Origin of the sequence: Streptomyces sp. NPDC007205, assembly GCF_040634095.1 — a bacterium.
Taxonomy (GTDB): Bacteria; Actinomycetota; Actinomycetes; order Streptomycetales; family Streptomycetaceae; genus Streptomyces.
Genome location: NZ_JBEYEW010000025.1, coordinates 34,015 through 53,138 on the forward strand (window position 1 = coordinate 34,015; position 19,124 = coordinate 53,138).

Annotated in this window: 15 protein-coding genes, 3 tRNA genes and 1 pseudogene; 9 read left to right on the top strand and 10 right to left on the bottom strand. The window is 70.9% G+C overall.

Features of this window, described 5'->3' with window-relative positions:
- Positions 1-2 precede the first annotated feature (2 nt).
- Positions 3-1,379, bottom strand: coding sequence for an ATP-binding protein (locus ABZ624_RS30830; RefSeq protein ID WP_360096164.1), 1,377 nt, complete (start codon positions 1,377-1,379; stop codon positions 3-5).
- 886 nt (positions 1,380-2,265) lie between these two features.
- Between ABZ624_RS30830 and ABZ624_RS30835 the strand changes: the two genes are divergently transcribed.
- Together ABZ624_RS30835 and ABZ624_RS30840 are read left to right on the top strand one after the other, a co-directional pair.
- The gene (locus ABZ624_RS30835) at positions 2,266-2,883 is read left to right on the top strand and encodes a carboxymuconolactone decarboxylase family protein (protein WP_360096167.1); all 618 of its coding nucleotides are present in this window, start codon (positions 2,266-2,268) and stop codon (positions 2,881-2,883) included.
- Positions 2,876-3,682, top strand: a complete 807-nt coding sequence (locus ABZ624_RS30840) for an SDR family oxidoreductase (RefSeq protein ID WP_360096170.1) — start codon at positions 2,876-2,878, stop codon at positions 3,680-3,682. Before ABZ624_RS30835 ends, ABZ624_RS30840 begins: the two co-directional genes overlap by 8 nt.
- 66 nt (positions 3,683-3,748) lie before the next feature.
- Here ABZ624_RS30840 and ABZ624_RS30845 read toward each other — a convergent pair whose 3' ends face one another.
- On the bottom strand, positions 3,749-4,372 hold the full coding sequence (locus ABZ624_RS30845) for a TetR/AcrR family transcriptional regulator (RefSeq protein WP_360096173.1): 624 nt from the start codon (positions 4,370-4,372) through the stop codon (positions 3,749-3,751).
- 90 nt (positions 4,373-4,462) lie between these two features.
- Between ABZ624_RS30845 and ABZ624_RS30850 the strand changes: the two genes are divergently transcribed.
- Both ABZ624_RS30850 and ABZ624_RS30855 read left to right on the top strand, forming a co-directional pair.
- Positions 4,463-4,813: a DoxX family protein gene (locus ABZ624_RS30850; RefSeq protein WP_360096176.1), complete on the top strand. Its 351-nt coding sequence runs from the start codon at positions 4,463-4,465 to the stop codon at positions 4,811-4,813.
- A 249-nt stretch (positions 4,814-5,062) separates the two neighbouring features.
- Positions 5,063-5,212, top strand: coding sequence for a hypothetical protein (locus tag ABZ624_RS30855; protein WP_360096179.1), 150 nt, complete (start codon positions 5,063-5,065; stop codon positions 5,210-5,212).
- A 307-nt stretch (positions 5,213-5,519) separates the two neighbouring features.
- Here the strand turns inward: ABZ624_RS30855 and ABZ624_RS30860 are convergent.
- The 3 genes from ABZ624_RS30860 to ABZ624_RS30870 all read right to left on the bottom strand — a co-directional run bounded on the left by ABZ624_RS30860 (position 5,520) and on the right by ABZ624_RS30870 (position 5,924).
- Positions 5,520-5,596, bottom strand: a tRNA-Ile gene (locus tag ABZ624_RS30860).
- Between the two features lie 176 nt (positions 5,597-5,772).
- Positions 5,773-5,845 (bottom strand) — tRNA-Asn (locus ABZ624_RS30865).
- Positions 5,846-5,851: 6 nt separating this feature from the next.
- Positions 5,852-5,924: transfer RNA gene (locus ABZ624_RS30870), tRNA-Asn, on the bottom strand.
- Between the two features lie 159 nt (positions 5,925-6,083).
- On the opposite strand from ABZ624_RS30870, the gene ABZ624_RS30875 reads away from it, so the two are divergent.
- The 4 genes from ABZ624_RS30875 (at position 6,084) to ABZ624_RS30890 (ending at position 11,704) form a co-directional block, all read left to right on the top strand.
- Positions 6,084-6,389, top strand: coding sequence for a YtxH domain-containing protein (locus tag ABZ624_RS30875; RefSeq protein WP_360096182.1), 306 nt, complete (start codon positions 6,084-6,086; stop codon positions 6,387-6,389).
- A gap of 46 nt (positions 6,390-6,435) precedes the next feature.
- Complete coding sequence (locus ABZ624_RS30880) at positions 6,436-7,875, top strand: FGGY family carbohydrate kinase (RefSeq protein ID WP_360096185.1); 1,440 nt, start codon at positions 6,436-6,438, stop codon at positions 7,873-7,875.
- Positions 7,876-8,042: 167 nt separating this feature from the next.
- Positions 8,043-9,776, top strand: a complete 1,734-nt coding sequence (locus ABZ624_RS30885) for an ABC transporter ATP-binding protein (RefSeq protein WP_360096188.1) — start codon at positions 8,043-8,045, stop codon at positions 9,774-9,776.
- Positions 9,776-11,704: an ABC transporter ATP-binding protein gene (locus tag ABZ624_RS30890; RefSeq protein WP_360096191.1), complete on the top strand. Its 1,929-nt coding sequence runs from the start codon at positions 9,776-9,778 to the stop codon at positions 11,702-11,704. Before ABZ624_RS30885 ends, ABZ624_RS30890 begins: the two co-directional genes overlap by 1 nt.
- 32 nt (positions 11,705-11,736) lie before the next feature.
- Here the strand turns inward: ABZ624_RS30890 and ABZ624_RS30895 are convergent.
- Positions 11,737-13,027 (bottom strand): annotated as a pseudogene (locus ABZ624_RS30895) (RNA polymerase sigma factor).
- A 130-nt stretch (positions 13,028-13,157) separates the two neighbouring features.
- Between ABZ624_RS30895 and ABZ624_RS30900 the strand changes: the two are divergent.
- Positions 13,158-13,559 (top strand): hypothetical protein, encoded by a 402-nt coding sequence (locus ABZ624_RS30900; protein WP_360096194.1) that lies wholly within the window; start codon positions 13,158-13,160, stop codon positions 13,557-13,559.
- A gap of 16 nt (positions 13,560-13,575) precedes the next feature.
- Here ABZ624_RS30900 and dnaG read toward each other — a convergent pair whose 3' ends face one another.
- The 4 genes from dnaG to ABZ624_RS30920 all read right to left on the bottom strand — a co-directional run bounded on the left by dnaG (position 13,576) and on the right by ABZ624_RS30920 (position 19,069).
- Positions 13,576-15,486 (bottom strand): DNA primase, encoded by a 1,911-nt coding sequence (gene dnaG, locus ABZ624_RS30905; RefSeq protein WP_360096197.1) that lies wholly within the window; start codon positions 15,484-15,486, stop codon positions 13,576-13,578.
- A gap of 47 nt (positions 15,487-15,533) precedes the next feature.
- The gene (locus ABZ624_RS30910) at positions 15,534-16,799 is read right to left on the bottom strand and encodes an FAD-dependent oxidoreductase (protein WP_360096200.1); all 1,266 of its coding nucleotides are present in this window, start codon (positions 16,797-16,799) and stop codon (positions 15,534-15,536) included.
- A gap of 104 nt (positions 16,800-16,903) precedes the next feature.
- Positions 16,904-18,175, bottom strand: coding sequence for a deoxyguanosinetriphosphate triphosphohydrolase (locus ABZ624_RS30915; RefSeq protein WP_360096203.1), 1,272 nt, complete (start codon positions 18,173-18,175; stop codon positions 16,904-16,906).
- A gap of 39 nt (positions 18,176-18,214) precedes the next feature.
- Positions 18,215-19,069 carry a sirohydrochlorin chelatase gene (locus ABZ624_RS30920; RefSeq protein ID WP_360096206.1) on the bottom strand — a complete coding sequence of 285 codons (855 nt, stop codon included), beginning with the start codon at positions 19,067-19,069 and terminating at the stop codon, positions 18,215-18,217.
- Positions 19,070-19,124: the final 55 nt, after the last annotated feature.

A 19,124-nucleotide genomic window follows, 5' to 3' on the forward strand; every position in this document is an offset into this window, starting at 1 on the left:
GGTCAGTGTCCTTCGGTGAGTCCGGTGTTGTCGTCGGTCTGGCGCCCCAGGCGACTGCCGGCCGCCCAGGCGGCGGCTACGCTCGGCCGGCCCGGCACGGGCGGCGTGTCGGGCACGGGCACGGGCGCGCTGCGCGTCCCGGCCCGGCGTTGACGGACGGTGAGTCCGCTAGCGGTGGTCGCGGCAGCCGCCGGGGCGGCGGATTCCCGGGACGCCGGCACGGCCGCGGGCGTGGCGGTGGGCGCGGGTGTGGCGGTGGACGCGGGTGTGGTGGTGGCGGGCGGGCCGGCGGTGGAGAACACCAGGAGGTTCTTCGGCAGCACCAGCACGGCCCGGGTGCCCTGGTAGATGTTCGGCGCGCTCAGCTCGACCCGGAAGCCGTAGTTCTCGGCGAGCAGCGAGGCGACCCTGAGGCCCGTCTGCGGATGCGCGCCGAGCTGGGTGATGTCGTCGCGGTCCTTGCCGGACATGATGTCGCTGGCCCACAGCAGCCGCTCGTCGTCCATCCGCAGTCCGGCGTCGTCCACGGTCAGGAAGCAGGCGTGATGGCCTTCCTCCACCGAGACGTGCACCCGCGCGGTCGGCGGGGAATAGCGCAGGGCGTTGTCCAGCAGCACCGCCAGGGCGTGTACGACGGCCTCGACCGCGCGGCTCTGCACCGCGACGGTGTCCAACTCCTGGTGCTCCACCCGCTGGTAGCCCTCGATGCGGCCCATCGCCGCGCGGATCACATCGGTGAGGGAGGTCTGCGGCCAGCGCCTGGAGAGTCTGTCGCCGGCCAGTACCGCGTAGCCCTGTGCGGTGAGCAGCATCTGCTGCGCGATGTGGTCGATGTGCACCAGCGTGGCGTACGCCTCGTCGTCCTGGTGGGAACGCACTCCCTGGCTGATCTCCCGGCTCAGCCGCGACGCCCGTGCCACCACGTTGGACGCGAAGCTGCGCACGGCCGCACGCGTCGCATCCCGCGACTCCCGGCGCGCGTCGGCGATCTCGTGGTCCGCCGCGGACCGGATCTCGGCGACCCGGTGGTCGGCCGCGGCCTGCGCGGTCTCCCGCACCCGCACCACGGTGGCGACCGCCTGCCCGGCGACGTCGCGGAGCCGTTCGGCGAGTGGGGTGTGGGTCAGCGGCGGGGGAAGGGCGAGGTCGGCACCGCGATGTCCGCCAGGGCCGGGAGCGGCGACCGCGGGCAGCACGTCCGAGGCCAGCTGCCCCATCGCGTACTCCACGGCGCGCAGTTGCCGGGTGAGCTGTTCGGCATGGCCCTGGAGTTGGTCGGCCCTGCCTCGCTCGCGTCGGCAGGCACGGTGGAAGTGCCCTGCGGTCCCTGCGGCCGCCACCGCGACCACGGCACCGACGGCCAGTATCAGATCGGTCATCAAGTCCTCTGCAGTGTGTCCGAGCCGCGAACCGGTCAGTGATGGAGGTCGACGGCAGTGGCGGCCCCCGCCAGGCGGGGCGGCGCTGCGGCCCGCGAAGCGGACTTCCGTGGCCGCCGGCCACCCGAAGGACACCCGCCTGGATGCGGACATGACAGACCAAAGGCCGGGAACGCCGGAAATCGCGCGCACCTACAGCCCGCCTGCGAGGGACGGGCACGGCCGACGGGGAGAGCGGGGTACGGCCGGACGTGGGGCACGCCCGCACCAGGGGTGTCCCGGGTAAGACGGGGAGTGCGGCGGGCAGGGTGTCCTCCAAGCGCGCGGTCATGTTGCCCTGCGCCACGTCCGCGACGCCCGCCGGCCGGTTGCAATGTGGTCCGAGCCTATCGGCAAACCAGGACGGCGTTCGAGAGCCTCCTGCCAGAACTCTGTGAAGGATCGGCAGCGGCCCGGCATGTCGTCGCACGTCCCTCCCCCTCGAACGGCAGCCCCCGTTCCCGTCGCCTGCGCCCTGAGTCGAACGTTCCGCAGTGTAACGAGGCCGGGACAGCGCGTCGGAGGGCACCTCCGGGCACACTAGATCATGCATATTGATACAGAAGGCCGTATACACAAGGGCGCCATGAGTCGCCCCGGTGATCACGTGGGCCTACGCCGCGCTGTACGCCGGAGCCGCGCAGCCGGAGATCGCCGCTGCACGGGGACCGGCGGGCGGGTACGGCACCGCCGAGCGTCGAGGAGCCGGCTCATGCGGGGATCATCCTCCCGCAGCCCATGTGGCCGGGAATCAGGGCGAGTTCCTGCGCCATCAGGATCCCTGCCGGGCCCCCGGAGCACAAAATACTTACTTGCTAAACGTTCAGCCAGTTTCTACTGTGAGCGTATGGACGACGCCACGACCGAGATACCTGACGCATCCCGCAACCGCCTCCCCCGCATTGCGCCGCTGCCGGAGAATCGCTGGGACGCGCGGTTGCGCGGGCTTCTGACCGCCGCTCCACGGGACCCGGGAGGCGGGGTGCCCAACATCTTCACCACGTTGGCCCGCCACCCGAACCTCTATGAGCGGTTCATGCCGTTCGGCGGGCATCTGCTCCGCGGCGGGCTGCTGCCGGGAAGGATCAGGGAGCTACTGATCCTGCGCACCGCGCACAACACCGGGGCCGCTTACGAGTGGGGACGTCATCTGCCGTTGGCCGAGGCCGCCGGCGTCACGACCGCGGACGTCCGGCGTATCCCCCAGGGCCCGGAGGCCGCCGGATGGACGGACCTCGACAGGCATCTGCTCCGGGCTGCGGACCAGTTGCACAGCGACGCCCGGATTTCGACCGTGACCTGGGAAGCTCTCGCGTCCCACTACGAGGAGGCCGAGCTGATAGAGATCACCATGCTCATCGGTCAGTACCACATGCTGGCGTTCTTCCTGAACTCCACCGGCGTGCAGCTGGAGCCGGGCTTCGACCGGACGGGTACCGGGAAGGCGGCGCGCGCCGATGGATGAGCAGCGGGGACCAAAGAAGGAGGCGCGCCGTCTGGCCGGCCGTAAGCTCCTGGTGATCGGCGCGGGCACCCGTCCGGACGGGGATCCGCAAGCACCCGTCGGCAACGGGCGGGCGATATCCGTCCTTGCCGCCCGTGAGGGAGCGAGTGTGGCCTGCGCCGACATCGCCCCCGAGGCGGCCGCAGCGACCGCCCGGCTTGTCACCGCCGAGGGCTCCCCGGAGGTCGCCCTGGTGGCTGATGCCACCGATCCCGAACAGACCGCCGCGTTGGTCGCCGAGGCCGCCCGCGAGCTCGGCGGTCTGGACGCGCTGGTGGTGAACGCAGGCATCGGGCTCGGCGTTGGCCTGGCCGGCTCCTCGCCCGAGGACTGGGACCGCGTCCTCTCGCTCAATCTGCGCGCGCCTTTCCTGGCCGCAAAGTACGGCCTGCCGACGATGAGCGGCGGCGGCGCGATCGTCTTCATCGGATCCGTTGCCGGACTGCGCGCCTCCACCGGATCGCCCGCGTACGACAGTTCCAAGGCAGGTCTGATGGGTCTGACCCGGCACGTCGCCAAGGAAGGCGCGACCCGGTCCATCCGCGCCAACGTGGTCGTACCTGGCCTGATCGACACTCCGATGGGCCGTCAGGCATCAGCCGCACGCCCTTCCAGGGCCGCGTCCTTCGCCCGGATTCCACTCGGCCGGCAGGGCACCGCGTGGGAGGTGGCGGAGGCGGTCACCTTCCTGCTCTCCGACCGCGCCTCCTACATCACGGGCCAGCAGCTGGTGGTGGACGGCGGCCTGAGTGCGGTCTGACCTCGGTTCGGCGGCTGTCCGACCGGTGCTCGGGCCGACTCCCGCAGACGACCTCGGCCGCCGAGGTCAGCCGGTCCTCCGGTCCGCAATGAGTGCCAGCAGCACCATGTCGTGGGCCGCGCGGCCGATTTCCTCCAAGCGGGCGCGAGAGGGGTCCAGCTGGTACTGGAGCAGCACGCCGCGCGCCATGCTCTCCAGGAGGAATGCCTGCGCGCGGGGGTCCAGGTCGGGGCGGATGCTGCCGTCGGCGACGCCACGTCGGATGTCGTCCTCCACACCGGTGCGGACCAAGTCGAGTTGGCCGCCCAGGGGCCCCTTGGCGGTGTCCCCCGGGCTGCCGACCGCCTCGACGAGCAGCACCAGCAGCGCGCGTGCCCGGATACTGGGGCCCGGCTCGGCCAGACGTGAGAAGTACTGCTCCAGCTTGGCCAGCACGGCCTCGAGCCCGGTCATCCGGTCGTATCCGGGGAGTGCCCGGAGACGGTCGACAAAGACCTCGCGGATGTCGTTGATGACCGCCTCGACGAGCCCCGCCTTGGACTCGAAGTGGTAGTTGACCATGCCCCGGCTGACCCCGGCGCGATCACCGACCTTCTTCACTGTGAGGCCGCGGTAGCCCTCCTCGGCGAGGATCCCCAGTGCCGCGTCGATCAGTTTGCGCCGGGAGGCCTCTCGCTGGTCATCGCGCATCGTCGGAAGGGGGCCGGTCGTTGTCGTGGGATCGGTCATCGCCCCAGCAGTATCCCATCCGCGACTCCCCCACTGCTCGAAAGGTGACCTGTGGACGTCTTGCGCATCATCCTGGCCGTAGCCCTCGGCCCGATATTCGTCTTCACCGGGGGGATCAAGATCTACGGGCTGCCCCGCTCCCTGCAGTACCGCGACCACTTCGGCATGTCGCCCTCACGCTGGCAGGCGATCGGCGTGCTGGAGGCCGCGGGCGGCTTGGGGCTGCTTGGGGGGCTGGCGGTCCGGCCGCTGGGCATCGCGGCCGGCGCGGGACTGTGCGCGCTGATGTCCGGCGCCGTGCTGACGCACCTGCGGGCCAGGGATCCGATCGCTGCGGTGGCCTCCGCCTCGGGCGTTCTCCTGCTCGCTTCGGCGTCCCTCGTGTCCGGCATCGCTGCATGACCCCCCACGCTGGGGCGGCTGTGGCGGGGGAATGCCCAGCTGCGCCCCGGGCGCGCACACCGCGTAGGTAAGCGACTGCATCGGCTTTCGGCGATCGCGAACGGGAGCTGGCCCACACGAGCCTGCTCCAAGGTGAGTACCTCAACCGCGAGCGCCGACCAGCGCGGACGCCCACGCCCAACACCGGGGCCGCGGCGAAATCAGTACCGGCTCTTGCTGTTCTTCACGGTCCGGTGCAGAACGTCCCTGATGGGCGAACAGAACATCCGCCGGATCGTCCGCGCCTCCGACACCGACTGGACCCTCGCCAGGCCCGTCGCTCTCTCCGACAAGCCGGCCGGCGCTCCGCTGCGGCCCGCCCAGGCAGGCACACCCCAAGCTCCGCAGCCCCAGGGGTGATCCACCGGGAGATCAAGCCCGCCAACGTGATGCTGACGGCCGACCGCACCCTGAAGTCCGGCGACTTCTCTTGACACGTCGCAGGGCTTCGTCACGGCCGATGCGGGCGCGCTCGGCGTAGTCCTTCGTCGTCGCTCCCATGGCGACCATCCGCCATGTCTCGACCTCCGCGTCCGAGAAGGCCTCCGGGCCCCTGTAGGATCCCTGGATCTTGGTCTGAGCGAGTGAAGCGGGGGCCGCCACGCTGGCGTGGCGGCCCCCGTCCGCACGTTTCCGCAGATAGAAACGCTTCTGCGCGGGTAGCGCCTGGTGGGGCGGGTGGGACTCGAACCCACGGCCGACGGATTATGAGTCCGCTGCTCTAACCGGCTGAGCTACCGCCCCATAGCGGCGTGTCGCGTACAAGTGTGCGCGCCGTCTGCCGCAGCATAGCCGCTCATACGATCTCCTGCTTCGGATGGTCGGCTTCTGCGCTGATCATGACCTTGAGGACATCGGCGCGAGCGCGGCGGTTCCCGCGGGCATGAAAAAGGACCCCCATGGGGTCCTCGTTCACTGCGCTCCCCCGACTGGACTCGAACCAGTAACCTGCCGGTTAACAGCCGGCTGCTCTGCCAATTGAGCTACGGAGGACCGAAGCTCCCCCGACTGGACTCGAACCAGTAACCTGCCGGTTAACAGCCGGCTGCTCTGCCAATTGAGCTACGGAGGATCGCCTCGATTGCATCGAACGTACCTACCTGGGTATTCGCCAGGGGGCGGGCGCTCGCTGCGACACATACATTAGCGCAAGCAGGGGGGTGCTCCGCCAATCGGTTCCCCCGGCGCCCACGTCGCACCAGCAGACCCAGGCAAGGGAAGGGTGGCAGCCATGCGCTACCGGCTCACGTTCGTCGCCGGACTGGCCCTCGGTTACGTACTCGGCACGAGGGCCGGACGCGAGCGCTACGAGCAGCTGAAGAAGTCCGCTCAGCGGATCGCGCAGAACCCCGCCGTGCGCAGCACGGCCGAGACCGCCGCCCAGCAGGGCCGCCAGTACGCCGGCAAGGCCTTCCACACGGTCGGCCACAAGGTCGGCGACCGGATTCCCGAAACGGTGGCCCAGCGGGTGCGGTCCCTGCGGGAGCGGAATGTGAACGCCACGCCCGAGGACGACTGGGGCACGAGCAACACCTAGGCGCCCTCGGCCGTAGCAGGCGCGGGAATGCTGCAATATTCTCCGCATGGGGATAGTCGCCGGCTTGGACAGCTCACCGGATTTCACGCGCATCGTGGTGTGCGACACGGACACCGGTGCCGTACTACGGCAGGGGTATGCCCCGCACCCGGTGGAGGGGCGGCCCAGCGACGTCGACCCGCAGGCCTGGCTGCTCTCCCTCGGCGAGGCCGCGGGGGGCGGCCTCCTGGAGGGCGTGCAGGCCATCGGCGTATCGGCCCAGCAGAACGCCGTGGTCCCGCTGGACGCCCAGGGCAACACCGTGCGCCCGGCACTGGTCGGCGGCGACAAGCGGGCGCAGGTCGCGGCGGCGGATCTCGTCGACGCGCTCGGCGGCCGGGAGGCCTGGGCGCAGGCGGTCGGCTCTGTGCCGCAGGCCGCCCGGCCGGTCACCAAGCTGCGCTGGCTCGCGAGGAACGAGCCCGAGAACGCCCGCCGGACGGCCGTACTGCTGCAGGCGCACGACTGGCTGGTGTGGCAGTTGCTCGGGCGGCCGGTGAGAAGGACCACTGATCGCGGTGGCGCTTCCGGGACCGGGTACTGGTCCGCCGCGACCGGCGCCTACCGGCCGGACCTGGTGGAGCTGGCGCTGGGCCATCAGGTGATGCTGCCCGAGGTGATCGGCCCGTCCGACGCGGCCGGTACGACCCCGGAGGGGCTGCTGATCTCCGCCGGCACCGGGGAGACCATGGCCGCCGCGTTCGGGCTCGGGATCGGGCTGGGGGATGCCGTCGTGTCGCTCGGTGCCTCCGGGTCCGTGATGGCCGTGCACCCGGAAGCGCTCGCCGACCAGTCCGGGATGATCACCTCCCTCGCCGACGCCACCGGCATGCATCTGCCGGTCGTGACCACCCTGAACGCCGTACGGACCCTGCGCGGCACCGCCGAACTCCTCGGTCTGGCGGACCTGGAGAGCCTGTCCGAGCTGGCGGCGAAGTCCACGCCGGGGGCTCATGGGCTGGTGCTGCTGCCCTACCTGGAGGGTGAGCGGACGCCCCATCTGCCGCACACCGCCGGGACGCTCGCGGGGCTCAGGAGGGAGTCGATGAAGCCCGAGCATCTGGCGCGGGCCGCGTTCGAGGGCATGCTGTGCGGGCTCGGCGACGCGCTGGACGTGCTGCGCGGGCGGGGCGTGGACGTGCGGCGGATCTTCCTGCTCGGCCCGGCCGCCGAACTGCCCGCCGTACAGGCCTCGGCGCCCTCGCTGTTCGGCGCGCAGGTCGTCGTACCGCAGCCCGCGGACTACGCGGCGATCGGCGCGGCCCGGCAGGCGGCCTGGGCGCTCGGTGTGTCGCAGGGCACACTCGATCCGCGTACCCCGCCGGCCTGGCAGGGTGCGGCGGCGCAGGTCCTGGAGCCGGGGGACGAGCTGGCCGTGGGGCAGGCGGTGCGGCAGCAGTTCACGGCGGTGCGGGAACAGACCCATCCGGGGGCGTTTCACGCGTGACCCGTGCGGGGGCGTTTCGTACGTGAGGCGTAGGGCCAATGGCTGAGCCCCGGCCGTTCCTTGGACCGCTGTTGGGTTAATCGGTTGAGGTAACACGGGTGGAGTGTTCGACGATAGGGGCCAAGGGCAACCGACCAGCCCCACCCGCCGACTCCGAGAGACCCAGCGTGCTCATACGACTTCTGCGGACCTATCTCAGGCCCTACAAGAAACCCATAGCCGTCCTGGTGCTGCTGCAGTTCCTGCAGACCTGCGCCACCCTCTACCTGCCCACCCTGAACGCGGACATCATCGACAAGGGTGTCGTGAAGGGCGACACGGGTTACATCCTGTCCTTCGGCGCCCTGATGATCGGCATCTCGCTGGCGCAGGTCGTGTGCAACATCGGTGCCGTGTACTACGGCGCCCGGACCGCCGCCGCACTCGGCCGGGACGTGCGTGGTGCCGTCTTCGACCGGGTCCAGTCCTTCTCCCCCCGTGAGGTGGGTCACTTCGGGGCGCCCTCGCTCATCACGCGTACGACGAACGACGTACAGCAGGTCCAGATGCTGGCCCTGATGACGTTCACGCTGATGGTGTCGGCGCCCATCATGTGCGTCGGCGGGATCGTACTGGCCCTCGGCCTGGATGTGCCGCTGTCCGGCGTGCTCGTCGCCGTCGTGCCGGTGCTGGCGATCTGCGTGACGCTCATCGTGCGCCGGCTGCGGCCGCTGTTCCGGTCGATGCAGGTCCGTCTGGACACCGTGAACCGGGTGCTGCGTGAGCAGATCACCGGCAACCGGGTGATCCGCGCCTTCGTGCGGGACCAGTACGAGCAGGAGCGGTTCGGAAAGGCCAACGGCGATCTGACCGAGATGCAACTGGCCACCGGCCGGATGCTCGCGCTGATGTTCCCGATGGTCATGACGGTGGTGAACCTGTCGTCGATCGCCGTGGTGTGGTTCGGCGCGCACCGCATCGCCGGCGGCGGAATGCAGATCGGCGACCTGACCGCGTTCCTCGCCTATCTGATGCAGATCGTCATGTCCGTGATGATGGCCACCTTCATGTTCATGATGGTGCCGCGCGCGGAGGTGTGCGCCGAGCGCATCCAGGAGGTTCTCGGGACCGACTCCAGCGTGGTGCCGCCCACCGCTGCGGTCACCGTGCTGCGCCGGCACGGCCATCTGGAGATCCGGGGCGCGGGCTTCCGCTATCCGGGTGCCGAGGAGCCGGTGCTGAAGGCCGTCGACCTGGTGGCCCGGCCGGGTGAGACGACCGCCGTGATCGGCTCCACCGGCAGCGGCAAGTCCACGCTGCTCGGACTGGTCCCGCGGCTGTTCGACGCCACCGAGGGTGAGGTCCTGGTCGACGGCGTGAACGTCCGTGAGGTCGACCCGGTGCTGCTGGCGAAGACGGTCGGCCTGGTGCCGCAGAAGCCCTATCTGTTCGCGGGCACGGTCGCCACCAACCTGCGCTACGGCAATCCGGACGCCACCGACGAGGAGCTGTGGCACGCGCTGGAGGTCGCGCAGGCCAAGGACTTCGTGCAGAAACTGGAGGGTGGCCTGAACGCGCCGATCGCACAGGGAGGCACCAACGTCTCGGGTGGTCAGCGGCAGCGGCTCGCCATCGCCCGTACGCTCGTCCAGCGCCCGGAGATCTACCTCTTCGACGACTCCTTCTCCGCGCTCGACTACGCCACCGACGCGGCCCTGCGCACCGCGCTCTCCCGCGAGACCGCCGAGGCGACCGTCGTCATCGTCGCCCAGCGGGTGGCGACCATCCGGGACGCCGACCGGATCATCGTGCTGGACGAGGGCCGGGTCGTCGGCTCCGGCCGGCACCGGGAGCTGATGGCGGCCAACGAGACCTACCGGGAGATCGTGCTCTCCCAGCTGACGGAAGCGGAGGCTGCCTGATGGCCGGTCCCATGGGACGCATGATGGCCGGCGGCGGCCCCGACCAGCGCTCGATGGACTTCAAGGGGTCGGGCAAACGGCTCGTCTCCCAGTTCAGACCGGAGCGGTTCACGATCTACGGCCTGCTGCTGTGCGTGGTCGTCAGCGTGACCCTGAACGTCATCGGCCCGAAGATCCTCGGCAAGGCCACCGACCTGGTCTTCGCCGGCATCATCGGCCGCCGGATGCCGGCCGGGGCCACCAAGGAACAGGTCCTCGACCAGATGCGGGCCCACGGCCAGGGCCGGATCGCGGACATGCTGCAGAGCACCGACTTCACCCCCGGCCAGGGCATCGACTTCGGTGCCGTCGGGAACGTCCTGCTGCTCGCGCTCTGTACGTTCCTGGTCGCCGGCCTGCTGATGGCGGTGGCGACGCGGCTGGTCAACCGGGCCGTGAACCGCACGATGTACCGGATGCGCGAGTCCGTGCAGACGAAGCTGTCCCGGCTGCCGCTGTCGTACTTCGACAAGCGCCAGCGCGGCGAGGTGCTCTCCCGGGCCACCAACGACATCGACAACATCGGGCAGACGCTCCAGCAGTCGATGGGCCAGCTGATCAACTCGCTGCTGACCATCATCGGCGTGCTCGCGATGATGTTCTACGTCTCCTGGATCCTCGCGCTGGTCGCGCTGGTCACGGTGCCGCTGTCGTTCGTCGTGGCCACCCGGGTCGGCAAGCGGTCGCAGCCGCACTTCGTGCAGCAGTGGCGCTCCACCGGCAAGCTGAACGCGCACGTCGAGGAGATGTACACCGGGCACACCCTGGTGAAGGTGTTCGGCCGGCAGGAGGAGTCGGCGCAGCAGTTCGCCGAGCAGAACGAGGCGCTGTACGAGGCCGCGTTCAAGGCGCAGTTCAACAGCGGTGTGATGCAGCCGCTGATGATGTTCGTGTCGAACCTGAACTATGTGCTGGTGGCGGTCGTGGGCGGCCTGCGGGTGGCCTCCGGCGCTCTCTCCATCGGTGACGTCCAGGCCTTCATCCAGTACTCGCGGCAGTTCTCGATGCCGCTGACGCAGGTCGCGTCGATGGCGAACCTGGTGCAGTCCGGTGTCGCCTCGGCCGAGCGGATCTTCGAACTCCTGGACGCGGAGGAGCAGGAGGCGGATCCGGTGCCGGGCGAGCGGCCGGAGGAGCTGCGCGGGCGGGTGCGCCTGGAGCACGTGTCCTTCCGCTACGACCCGGAGAAGCCGCTGATCGAGGACCTCTCGCTCACGGCGGAGCCCGGTCACACGGTGGCGATCGTCGGCCCGACGGGTGCCGGCAAGACGACCCTGGTCAATCTGCTGATGCGGTTCTACGACGTGTCGGGCGGCCGGATCACCCTGGACGGCGTGGACATCCGGCGCATGTCCCGCGACGAACTCCGCGCCGGCATCGGGATGGTGCTCCAGGACACCTGGCTGTTCGGCGGCACCATCGCGGAGAACATCGCGTACGGGGCGTCCAGGGAGGTCACCCGCGGGGAGATCGAGGAGGCCGCGCGGGCCGCGCTCGCCGACCGGTTCATCCGGACGCTGCCCGACGGGTACGACACCGTGATCGACGACGAGGGCACGGGGGTCAGCGCGGGTGAGAAGCAGCTCATCACCATCGCGCGGGCGTTCCTGTCCGACCCGACGATTCTCGTGCTGGACGAGGCGACGAGTTCGGTCGACACCCGGACCGAGGTGCTGATCCAGAAGGCGATGGCGAAGCTGGCGGCGGGGCGGACGTCGTTCGTGATCGCGCACCGGCTGTCGACGATCCGGGACGCGGACACGATCCTGGTGATGGAGAACGGGGCGATCGTGGAACAGGGCGCGCACACGGAGCTGTTGGCGGCCGACGGTGCCTATGCGCGGCTGTACAAGGCCCAGTTCGCGCAGGCGGTGGCCGAGGTGGACTAGCCACGAGGGGGCCGCCGGCGGGCGGCCCCCGTTCAGTCCAGGTAACCCCTCAGCTGGTCCGCGAAGGCGTGGTCCCGGAGCTTGTTGAGGGTCTTGGACTCGATCTGCCGTATCCGCTCCCTCGTCACCCCGAACAGCCGGCCTATCTCCTCCAGCGTGCGGGGGCGGCCGTCGATGAGGCCGTAGCGGAGCTGGACGACCTTGCGCTCGCGCTCCCCCAGCGTGGACAGGACCGCCTCCAGGTGCTCGCGGAGCAGGAGGAAGGCCGCCGACTCGACGGGGCTGGCGGCGTCGCCGTCCTCGATCAGGTCGCCGAGGGCCACGTCCTCCTCCTCGCCGACCGGGGCGTGCAGGGAGACCGGTTCCTGGGCGAGGCGCAGGACCTCGGAGACCCGCTCGGGCGGCAGTTCGAGGTGGGCGGCGACCTCTTCGGGGGTCGGCTCGTAGCCCCGCTCCTGCAGCATGCGGCGCTGGACACGGACGACCCGGTTGATCAGCTCGACCACGTGGACCGGGACGCGGATGGTGCGGGCCTGGTCGGCCAGGGCCCGGGACATGGCCTGGCGGATCCACCAGGTGGCGTACGTCGAGAACTTGTAGCCCCGGGCGTAGTCGAACTTCTCGACGGCCCGGATCAGCCCGAGGTTTCCCTCCTGGACCAGGTCGAGCATGGTCAGGCCGCGGCCGACGTACCGCTTGGCGACGGAGACGACGAGCCGCAGGTTGGCCTCGATGAGGCGGCGCTTGGCCATGCGGCCCATGACGACCAGCCGGTCCAGGTCGAAGGCCAACTGGCTGTCCGAGTCCGGGGTGTTGCTCAGCCTCTCCTCGGCGAACAGGCCGGCCTCGACCCGGCGGGCGAGTTCGACCTCCTCGGCGGCGGTGAGCAGCGGGATACGGCCGATCTCGCGCAGGTACTGGCGGAACAGGTCGGCCGAGGGGCCGCCGGTGTCGGCCCGGGCCGAGACCCGTGTCTCGACGGGCTCGGTGGCCTCCAGCGGTTCGCCGGCCTCCTCGGGCTCGTCCGTGAGCGCTTCCGCCGGCGGTTCCGCCGGTTCGGCGGGCACCGACTCGGGGTGCAGGGCGGCGCGGCCCTGCGGGGGTACGGCCACGAGGACGTCCGTCTCCGCGTCCGGCTCGTCCGCGGTGGTGCTGGTGGCGCTGGTGGCGCTGTCGGTCTGGGTGAGGGTCTGGGTCTGCACGGGGGCGACCTCCAGGATGATCGCTGCTGAAGGTGTGCGGCAGCGGTACTTCGGGAGTGGAGAGTCGACGGCCTGCGCTCCGAGGACTCGGGCACCGCCCCCAGTGTGGGGGACGACGCATCCCCGCCACGAGGGGCGTGCGGTGACTTTTTGCGTCCGTTCCGTGACCGGTCGGTTACTCAGTTCGTTGGACTATGCGATTGGCAACTGCGGGCCACTGGGCCGTGTGGACTTGGGGCAGGATGGAAGGTATGAGCGAGATGGAAGAGCTGCGGCGGCGTCTGGAGGCGCTGGAGGCGCGGGTGGACGAGGTTGTGGAGCAGCAGGCCGCCACCAGGCACCTCGCCGTGAACTCCGACCGTGACGTGGCCGCCCTTCAGGAGCAGCGGAGGGCGGACATGCAGCTGCTCCAGGCTCTGCGCACGACACAGATCGAGCACAGCAAGACGCTCAGGGAACTGGGCACGACCGTGGGGGTCCTTCTCACCGGCCAGATCGAGCTGGCGAGAGTGCAGGACAAGCACACCGAGAAGCTGGACGAGCACGGCAAGAAGCTGGACGAGCACGGCAAGAAGCTGGATCGCCTGACGACGTCGGTCGACGCGATCGTGCGCCACATGGGCATCACGGACTCACGCTCCCCCGAGGCCTGAGCCCGCGGAGGCGCCCCTACAGCGCCTCCGCCCCCCGCTCCCGCAACGCCTGGTCGTACTTCTGGAGGATCCACATCTCGTTCTGGACCGAGGCCAGCTGGGCGGGGTCGCCGCCGGTGGAGAGGCGGGTCATCTGGGACTGGATGTCGCGGATGCGGCGCTCGACGGCGCGGCGGCGGATCTGCACGAGGACCGTGCCGGCGTAGGTCTCGTCGACCGTGCGGCGCAGGATCGGCTCGACGGCCAGCTCGGTGACCATCGCGCGGACCGTGTCGTCCGGGGCCGCCTCGCGGACGCGGACGAGGTATTCCTGCGGGTCCGTGACGCCGAACTCGGCGCCGCCCGCCTCCGCGACCGCCTGGCGTACGGCCGCGTAGGGCGGCGCGGTGAACTCGTCCACGCCGTAGGCGTCGAAGGCCGGGGAGACCAGCTCGGGACGCTGCAGGGCGAGTTTGAGCAGTTCGCGCTCGGCGGCGTAGACGGGGTTGCGCAGGGTCAGTGCCGGGCCGCCGCTCACCGGACGGCCCGCGGGCGCCGCCCACTGCTGCTCCGGGCCGCGGGGGCGGTCCTGCTGCGGGGCCTTTCCGCCGCGGTCCCTCGCCCAGCGGGCCAGCTGGGCCACGCGCCGGACCACGAACTGGGTGTCGAGGATGCCGAGCATCCCGGCCAGTTCCACGGCGACCTCGTGCTGGGCGCCGCTGTTCTTGATGCGGGCCACGATCGGCGCCGCCTCGTCCAGGGCGGCGGCACGGCCTGCCGGGGTGTCCAGGTCGTAGCGGCCCACGATCTGGCGGAGCGCGAACTCGAAGAGCGGGGTGCGGGGTTCGACCAGGTCCGTCACCGCCTCGTCGCCCTTCGCGAGGCGCAGCTCGCACGGGTCCATGCCGTCCGGCGCGATCGCGATGTACGTCTCGGCGGCGAACTTCTGATCGTCCTCGAAGGCGCGCAGGGCGGCCTTCTGCCCGGCCGCGTCGCCGTCGAAGGTGAAGATCACGCGGGCCGAGCCGTTGTCCATGAGGAGGCGGCGGAGGATCTTGATGTGCTCGCCGCCGAAGGCCGTACCGCAGGTGGCGATCGCGGTCGTCACACCGGCGAGGTGGCAGGCCATGACGTCCGTGTACCCCTCGACCACGACCGCCCGGCTGGCCTTCGCGATGTCCTTCTTCGCCAGGTCGATGCCGTACAGCACCTGGCTCTTCCGGTAGATCGCCGTGTCGGGGGTGTTCAGGTACTTCGGGCCGTTGTCCGCCTCGTACAGCTTGCGGGCGCCGAAGCCGACGACCTCGCCGCCGATGTCCCGGATCGGCCACATGAGGCGGCCCCGGAAGCGGTCGATGGGGCCCCGGCGGCCCTCCTGGGACAGGCCGGAGAGGATCAGCTCCTTGTCGGTGAAGCCCTTGCCGCGCAGATAGCGGGTGAGGTGGTCCCAGCCCTGGGGGCTGTAACCGACGCCGAAGTGGACGGCGGCGGCCTGGTCGAAGCCGCGCTCGGCGAGGAAGATCCGGCCGGTCTCGGCCTCGGGGCTGGTGGCGAGCTGCTCGGCGTACCACTGCGCGGCGATCTTGTGCGCCTCGACCAGGCGGATGCGCTCGCCGCGCTGGTGGGCCGGGTTGTATCCGCCCTCCTCGTAGCGCAGGGTGATGCCGGCCTGGGCGGCGAGCCGCTCGACCGCCTCCGAGAAGGAGAGGTGGTCCACCTTCATCACGAAGGTGATGGTGTCGCCGCCCTCCTGGCAGCCGAAGCAGTGGAAGAGTCCCTTGCTCGGGCTGACCTGGAAGGACGGTGACTTCTCGTCGTGGAACGGGCACAGGCCCTTCAGGTTGCCGCCGCCCGCGTTGCGCAGCTGGAGGTACTCGGAGACCACGGCGTCGATCGGGACCGCGTCCCGTACCGCCTTCACGTCCTCGTCGTTGATCCGTCCTGCCACGAGGTGATTCTACGGGGGTGCGGTGACAGTGCCGGTGCGTGAAGGAGTCAGGAGGTGAGACTGTCGAGGGGTACGTGGGGGTCGGAGAGTGCCTCGATGTTCACCTGGGCCCGGGAACGGATGAGCCCCTGGATCTGCTCTGTGACATCCCACACGTTCACGTTCATCCCGGCCAGCACGCGTCCCTCCGTCACCCAGAACGCGATGAACTCCCGCTTCCCGGCATCGCCCCGGATCACCACCTCGTCGTACGAGCCGGGCGGCGCCCAGCCGCTGTACTCCATGCCCAGGTCGTACTGGTCGGTGAAGAAGTACGGCACACGGTCGTACGTCACGTCCCGGCCGAGCATCGCGCGGGCCGCCGCGGGTCCGCCGTTCAGCGCGTTCGCCCAGTGCTCCACCCGCAGCGCGGTGCCGAACAGGGCGAGCGGGAAGTTCGCCACATCACCGGCCGCATGGATGTCGGGGTCGGAGGTGCGCAGCCGTTCGTCGACGACGATGCCGCCGCCGGCCGCCCGGTCGGCGATCTCCAGCCCCGCCGCCTCCGCGAGAGCGACCCGCGGCGCGGCGCCGATCGCCGCCAGCACGTCGTGCGCGGGGTGCTCCTCGCCGTCGTCGGTGCGGGCGGCGAGGACCATGCCGTCCTGGCCGACGATCTCGGTCAGCTGCCGCCCGAAGTGGAAGCGGACGCCGTGCTCGCGGTGCAGTTCCGCGAAGACGTTGCCCAGCTCGGGGCCGAGCACCCCGTGCAGCGGGGTCGGCGCCGGCTCGATCACCGTGACCTCGGCGCCGTACTCGCGGGCCGCCGCCGCGACCTCCAGGCCGATCCAGCCGGCGCCCGCGATCACGAGGTGCCCGTTGTCCCGGCCGAGGTGCTGCAGGACACCCTTGAGCCGCTCGGCGTGCGCGAGCCGGCGCAGATGGTGCACGCCCGCCAGATCCGTGCCCGGGATGTCCAGGCGGCGGGGCTCGGCACCGGTGGTGAGCAGCAGCTTGTCGTAGCGGACGAGGGTGCCGTCGTCGCCGAAGCGGACCGTCTTCGCCGTACGGTCGATGCGGTCGACGGTCTGGCCCAGGTGCAGCTCGATGTCGTTCTGCGCATACCAGGCGGGCTCGTGCACGAAGACGCTGTCGCGCTCCTCCTTGCCGAGGAGATAGCCCTTGGACAGGGGCGGGCGCTCGTAGGGGTGGTCGCGCTCGTCACTGATCAGTATCACCCGGCCGGTGAAGCCCTCCGCCCGGAGCGTCTCGGCCGCCTTCGCGCCGGCGAGACCGCCTCCGACGATGACGAATGTCTGATCCGCGTCGACCACTTGATGCCTCCTCATAGGGGTGCCGCCACATGCGAGCGTCCCGCACGCGGCCTGCTGCGGGAAGAGGGGGTGACCCGATCAGGCCACCGCCGGTCACGTTCCTCTCACATATGCCCCGTCAGTCTCGCGTGCAGCGAGCGCGCCGAGGCGTCGGTGAGGGAGGCGATCTGGTCGACGATCAGCCGCTTGCGCGCATGGTCGTCGCCTGCCCCGTCGAAGAGCGCCCGAAACTGCGGATCCAGCCCGTCCGGCGCGCGGGCGGTCAGCACCTCCGCGAGCTCCGCCACGACGACCCGCTGGTCCGCGCGCAGCCGCTCCTGCTCGGCGCGCTGCATCACATACCGGTCCGCGACGGCCTTGAGCACCGCGCACTCCATGCGGGCCTCGCGGGGTACGACGAGTTCGGCGCCGTAGCGGGCGAGCCGGCCGCTGCCGTACGCGGCGCGGGTGGCGCTCTCGGCGGCCAGGCAGAACCGGCCGATGAGCTGGCTGGTGGCGTCCTTCAGGCGGGCCTGCGCGACCGCGGTGCCGTCGTAGCCGTGCGGCCACCACTCCTCGTCCTGGAGCCGGTCGAGGGCGGCGGAGAGTTCGGAAGGGTCGGTGCCGGCGGGGACGTACCGGCCGATGGCGACCTCGAACACCGCCTGCCGCTCGGGCTCGGCGTGCAGACAGTTGGGGTCGACGTGACCGGCGTGCAGGCCGTCCTCGACGTCGTGCACCGAGTACGCCACGTCGTCCGCCCAGTCCATGACCTGGGCCTCGAAGCAGGTGCGGGTACCGGGGGCGTGCGCTCTGATCCAGTCGAACACCGGGCGGTCGTCCTCGTACACGCCGAATTTCGGGGACGCCGGGTCGGTGGGGTGGGCGCCGCGGGGCCAGGGGTACTTCGTGGCCGCGTCGAGGGCGGCCCGGGTGAGGTTCAGGCCGACGGAGCGGTCTTCGGTGAACCGTTTGGGTTCGATGCGGGTGAGGAGCCTCAGGGACTGGGCGTTGCCCTCGAAGCCGCCGCAGTCGTCCGCGAAGGCGTTCAGGGCCTGTTCGCCGTTGTGGCCGAAGGGCGGATGGCCCAGGTCGTGGGCGAGGCAGGCGGCCTCGACCAGGTCGGGGTCACAGCCGAGGGCCGCGCCCAGCTCGCGGCCGACCTGGGCGCACTCCAGGGAGTGGGTGAGCCGTGTTCTGGGACTGGCGTCCCAGACCTGGCTGTGGGTGCCTGGCGTGACGACCTGGGTCTTGCCCGCGAGGCGTCGCAGGGCGGCCGAGTGGAGGATACGGGCGCGATCGCGTTGGAAGGCGGTACGGCCGGGGCGTTTGTCGGGTTCGGGGGCCCAACGTTCCGCAGAGGCCGGGTCGTAGGTTCCGTCGGGGCTGCCTTCCATGACTCGACAGTAAGCCCACTCGGATACGGCCCCGCACCCCTAGGCGGCTTCCGTCCCCCGTGTTGCCGAGGTCTCCGCGTATCTGTGCAGGATCAGCCGGGCCATCGCCGGGTGGGCGCCCAGCGGGGCCGAGGCGATCCACGGGGCCTGCTCACCGCACTGTGCCGCGAAGCGCCCCGGTGCCGTGAAGTACGACGCGATCGCCACCCGGTGCCGGCCGCGTGCCGCCAGTGCCCGTACGGCCGTCGGGACGGTCGGGGTCGCCGCCGAGGCGTAGGCGGGGACGACCGGGACGCCCAGGCGGTCGGCCAGGAGGCGGGCCGTGCGGCGGGTGTCGGTGGCCGAGTCGGGGTCGCGGGAGCCGGCTGCGGCGAGGACCACCGCGCTCGTGCGGCGCGTCCGCTCGTCCGGCACCGGCGGCCAGCCCGCCTCCAGCAGCCGGTCGTACAGGGTCTCCACGAGGAGCGGGTGCGGCCCCAGCGGGGCGGCCACCCGGGTGCTCGCCTTCGCCGCGGCGGCCATCTCGGGGATGTCGTGCCGGACGTGGTAGCCGCGGGAGAGGAGGAGCGGGACCAGGACGGCGGGGGCGTCACCGAGGGCGGTGAGGGCGTCCGGGAGCAGGGGCTCGTTCAGCTCGATGTGGCCCAGGTGGACGGGCAGGCCGGGGCGCAGCTCGCGGACGCGGTCCCGCAGGGCCCGTACGGTCTCCAGCGCGCGCGGGTCGCGGCTGCCGTGGCCCACCAGGACGAGCGCGGGCGGGGCCGGGCGGCGGCGGACGGGCGGGGAGACCAGCCGGAGCTGCCCGGTGAGGCGGCTGCTGATGCTGTGCATGAGGTGCGCCGTGCTGTCGAGGTGGAGGTCGGGCTCGGAGCGGGGAGGGTGCGACGCCGTCATGGAAGGATCCTGCCGGGGACAGATTGCGGGGCCGTTGCCGGACGGTCACGGGCCT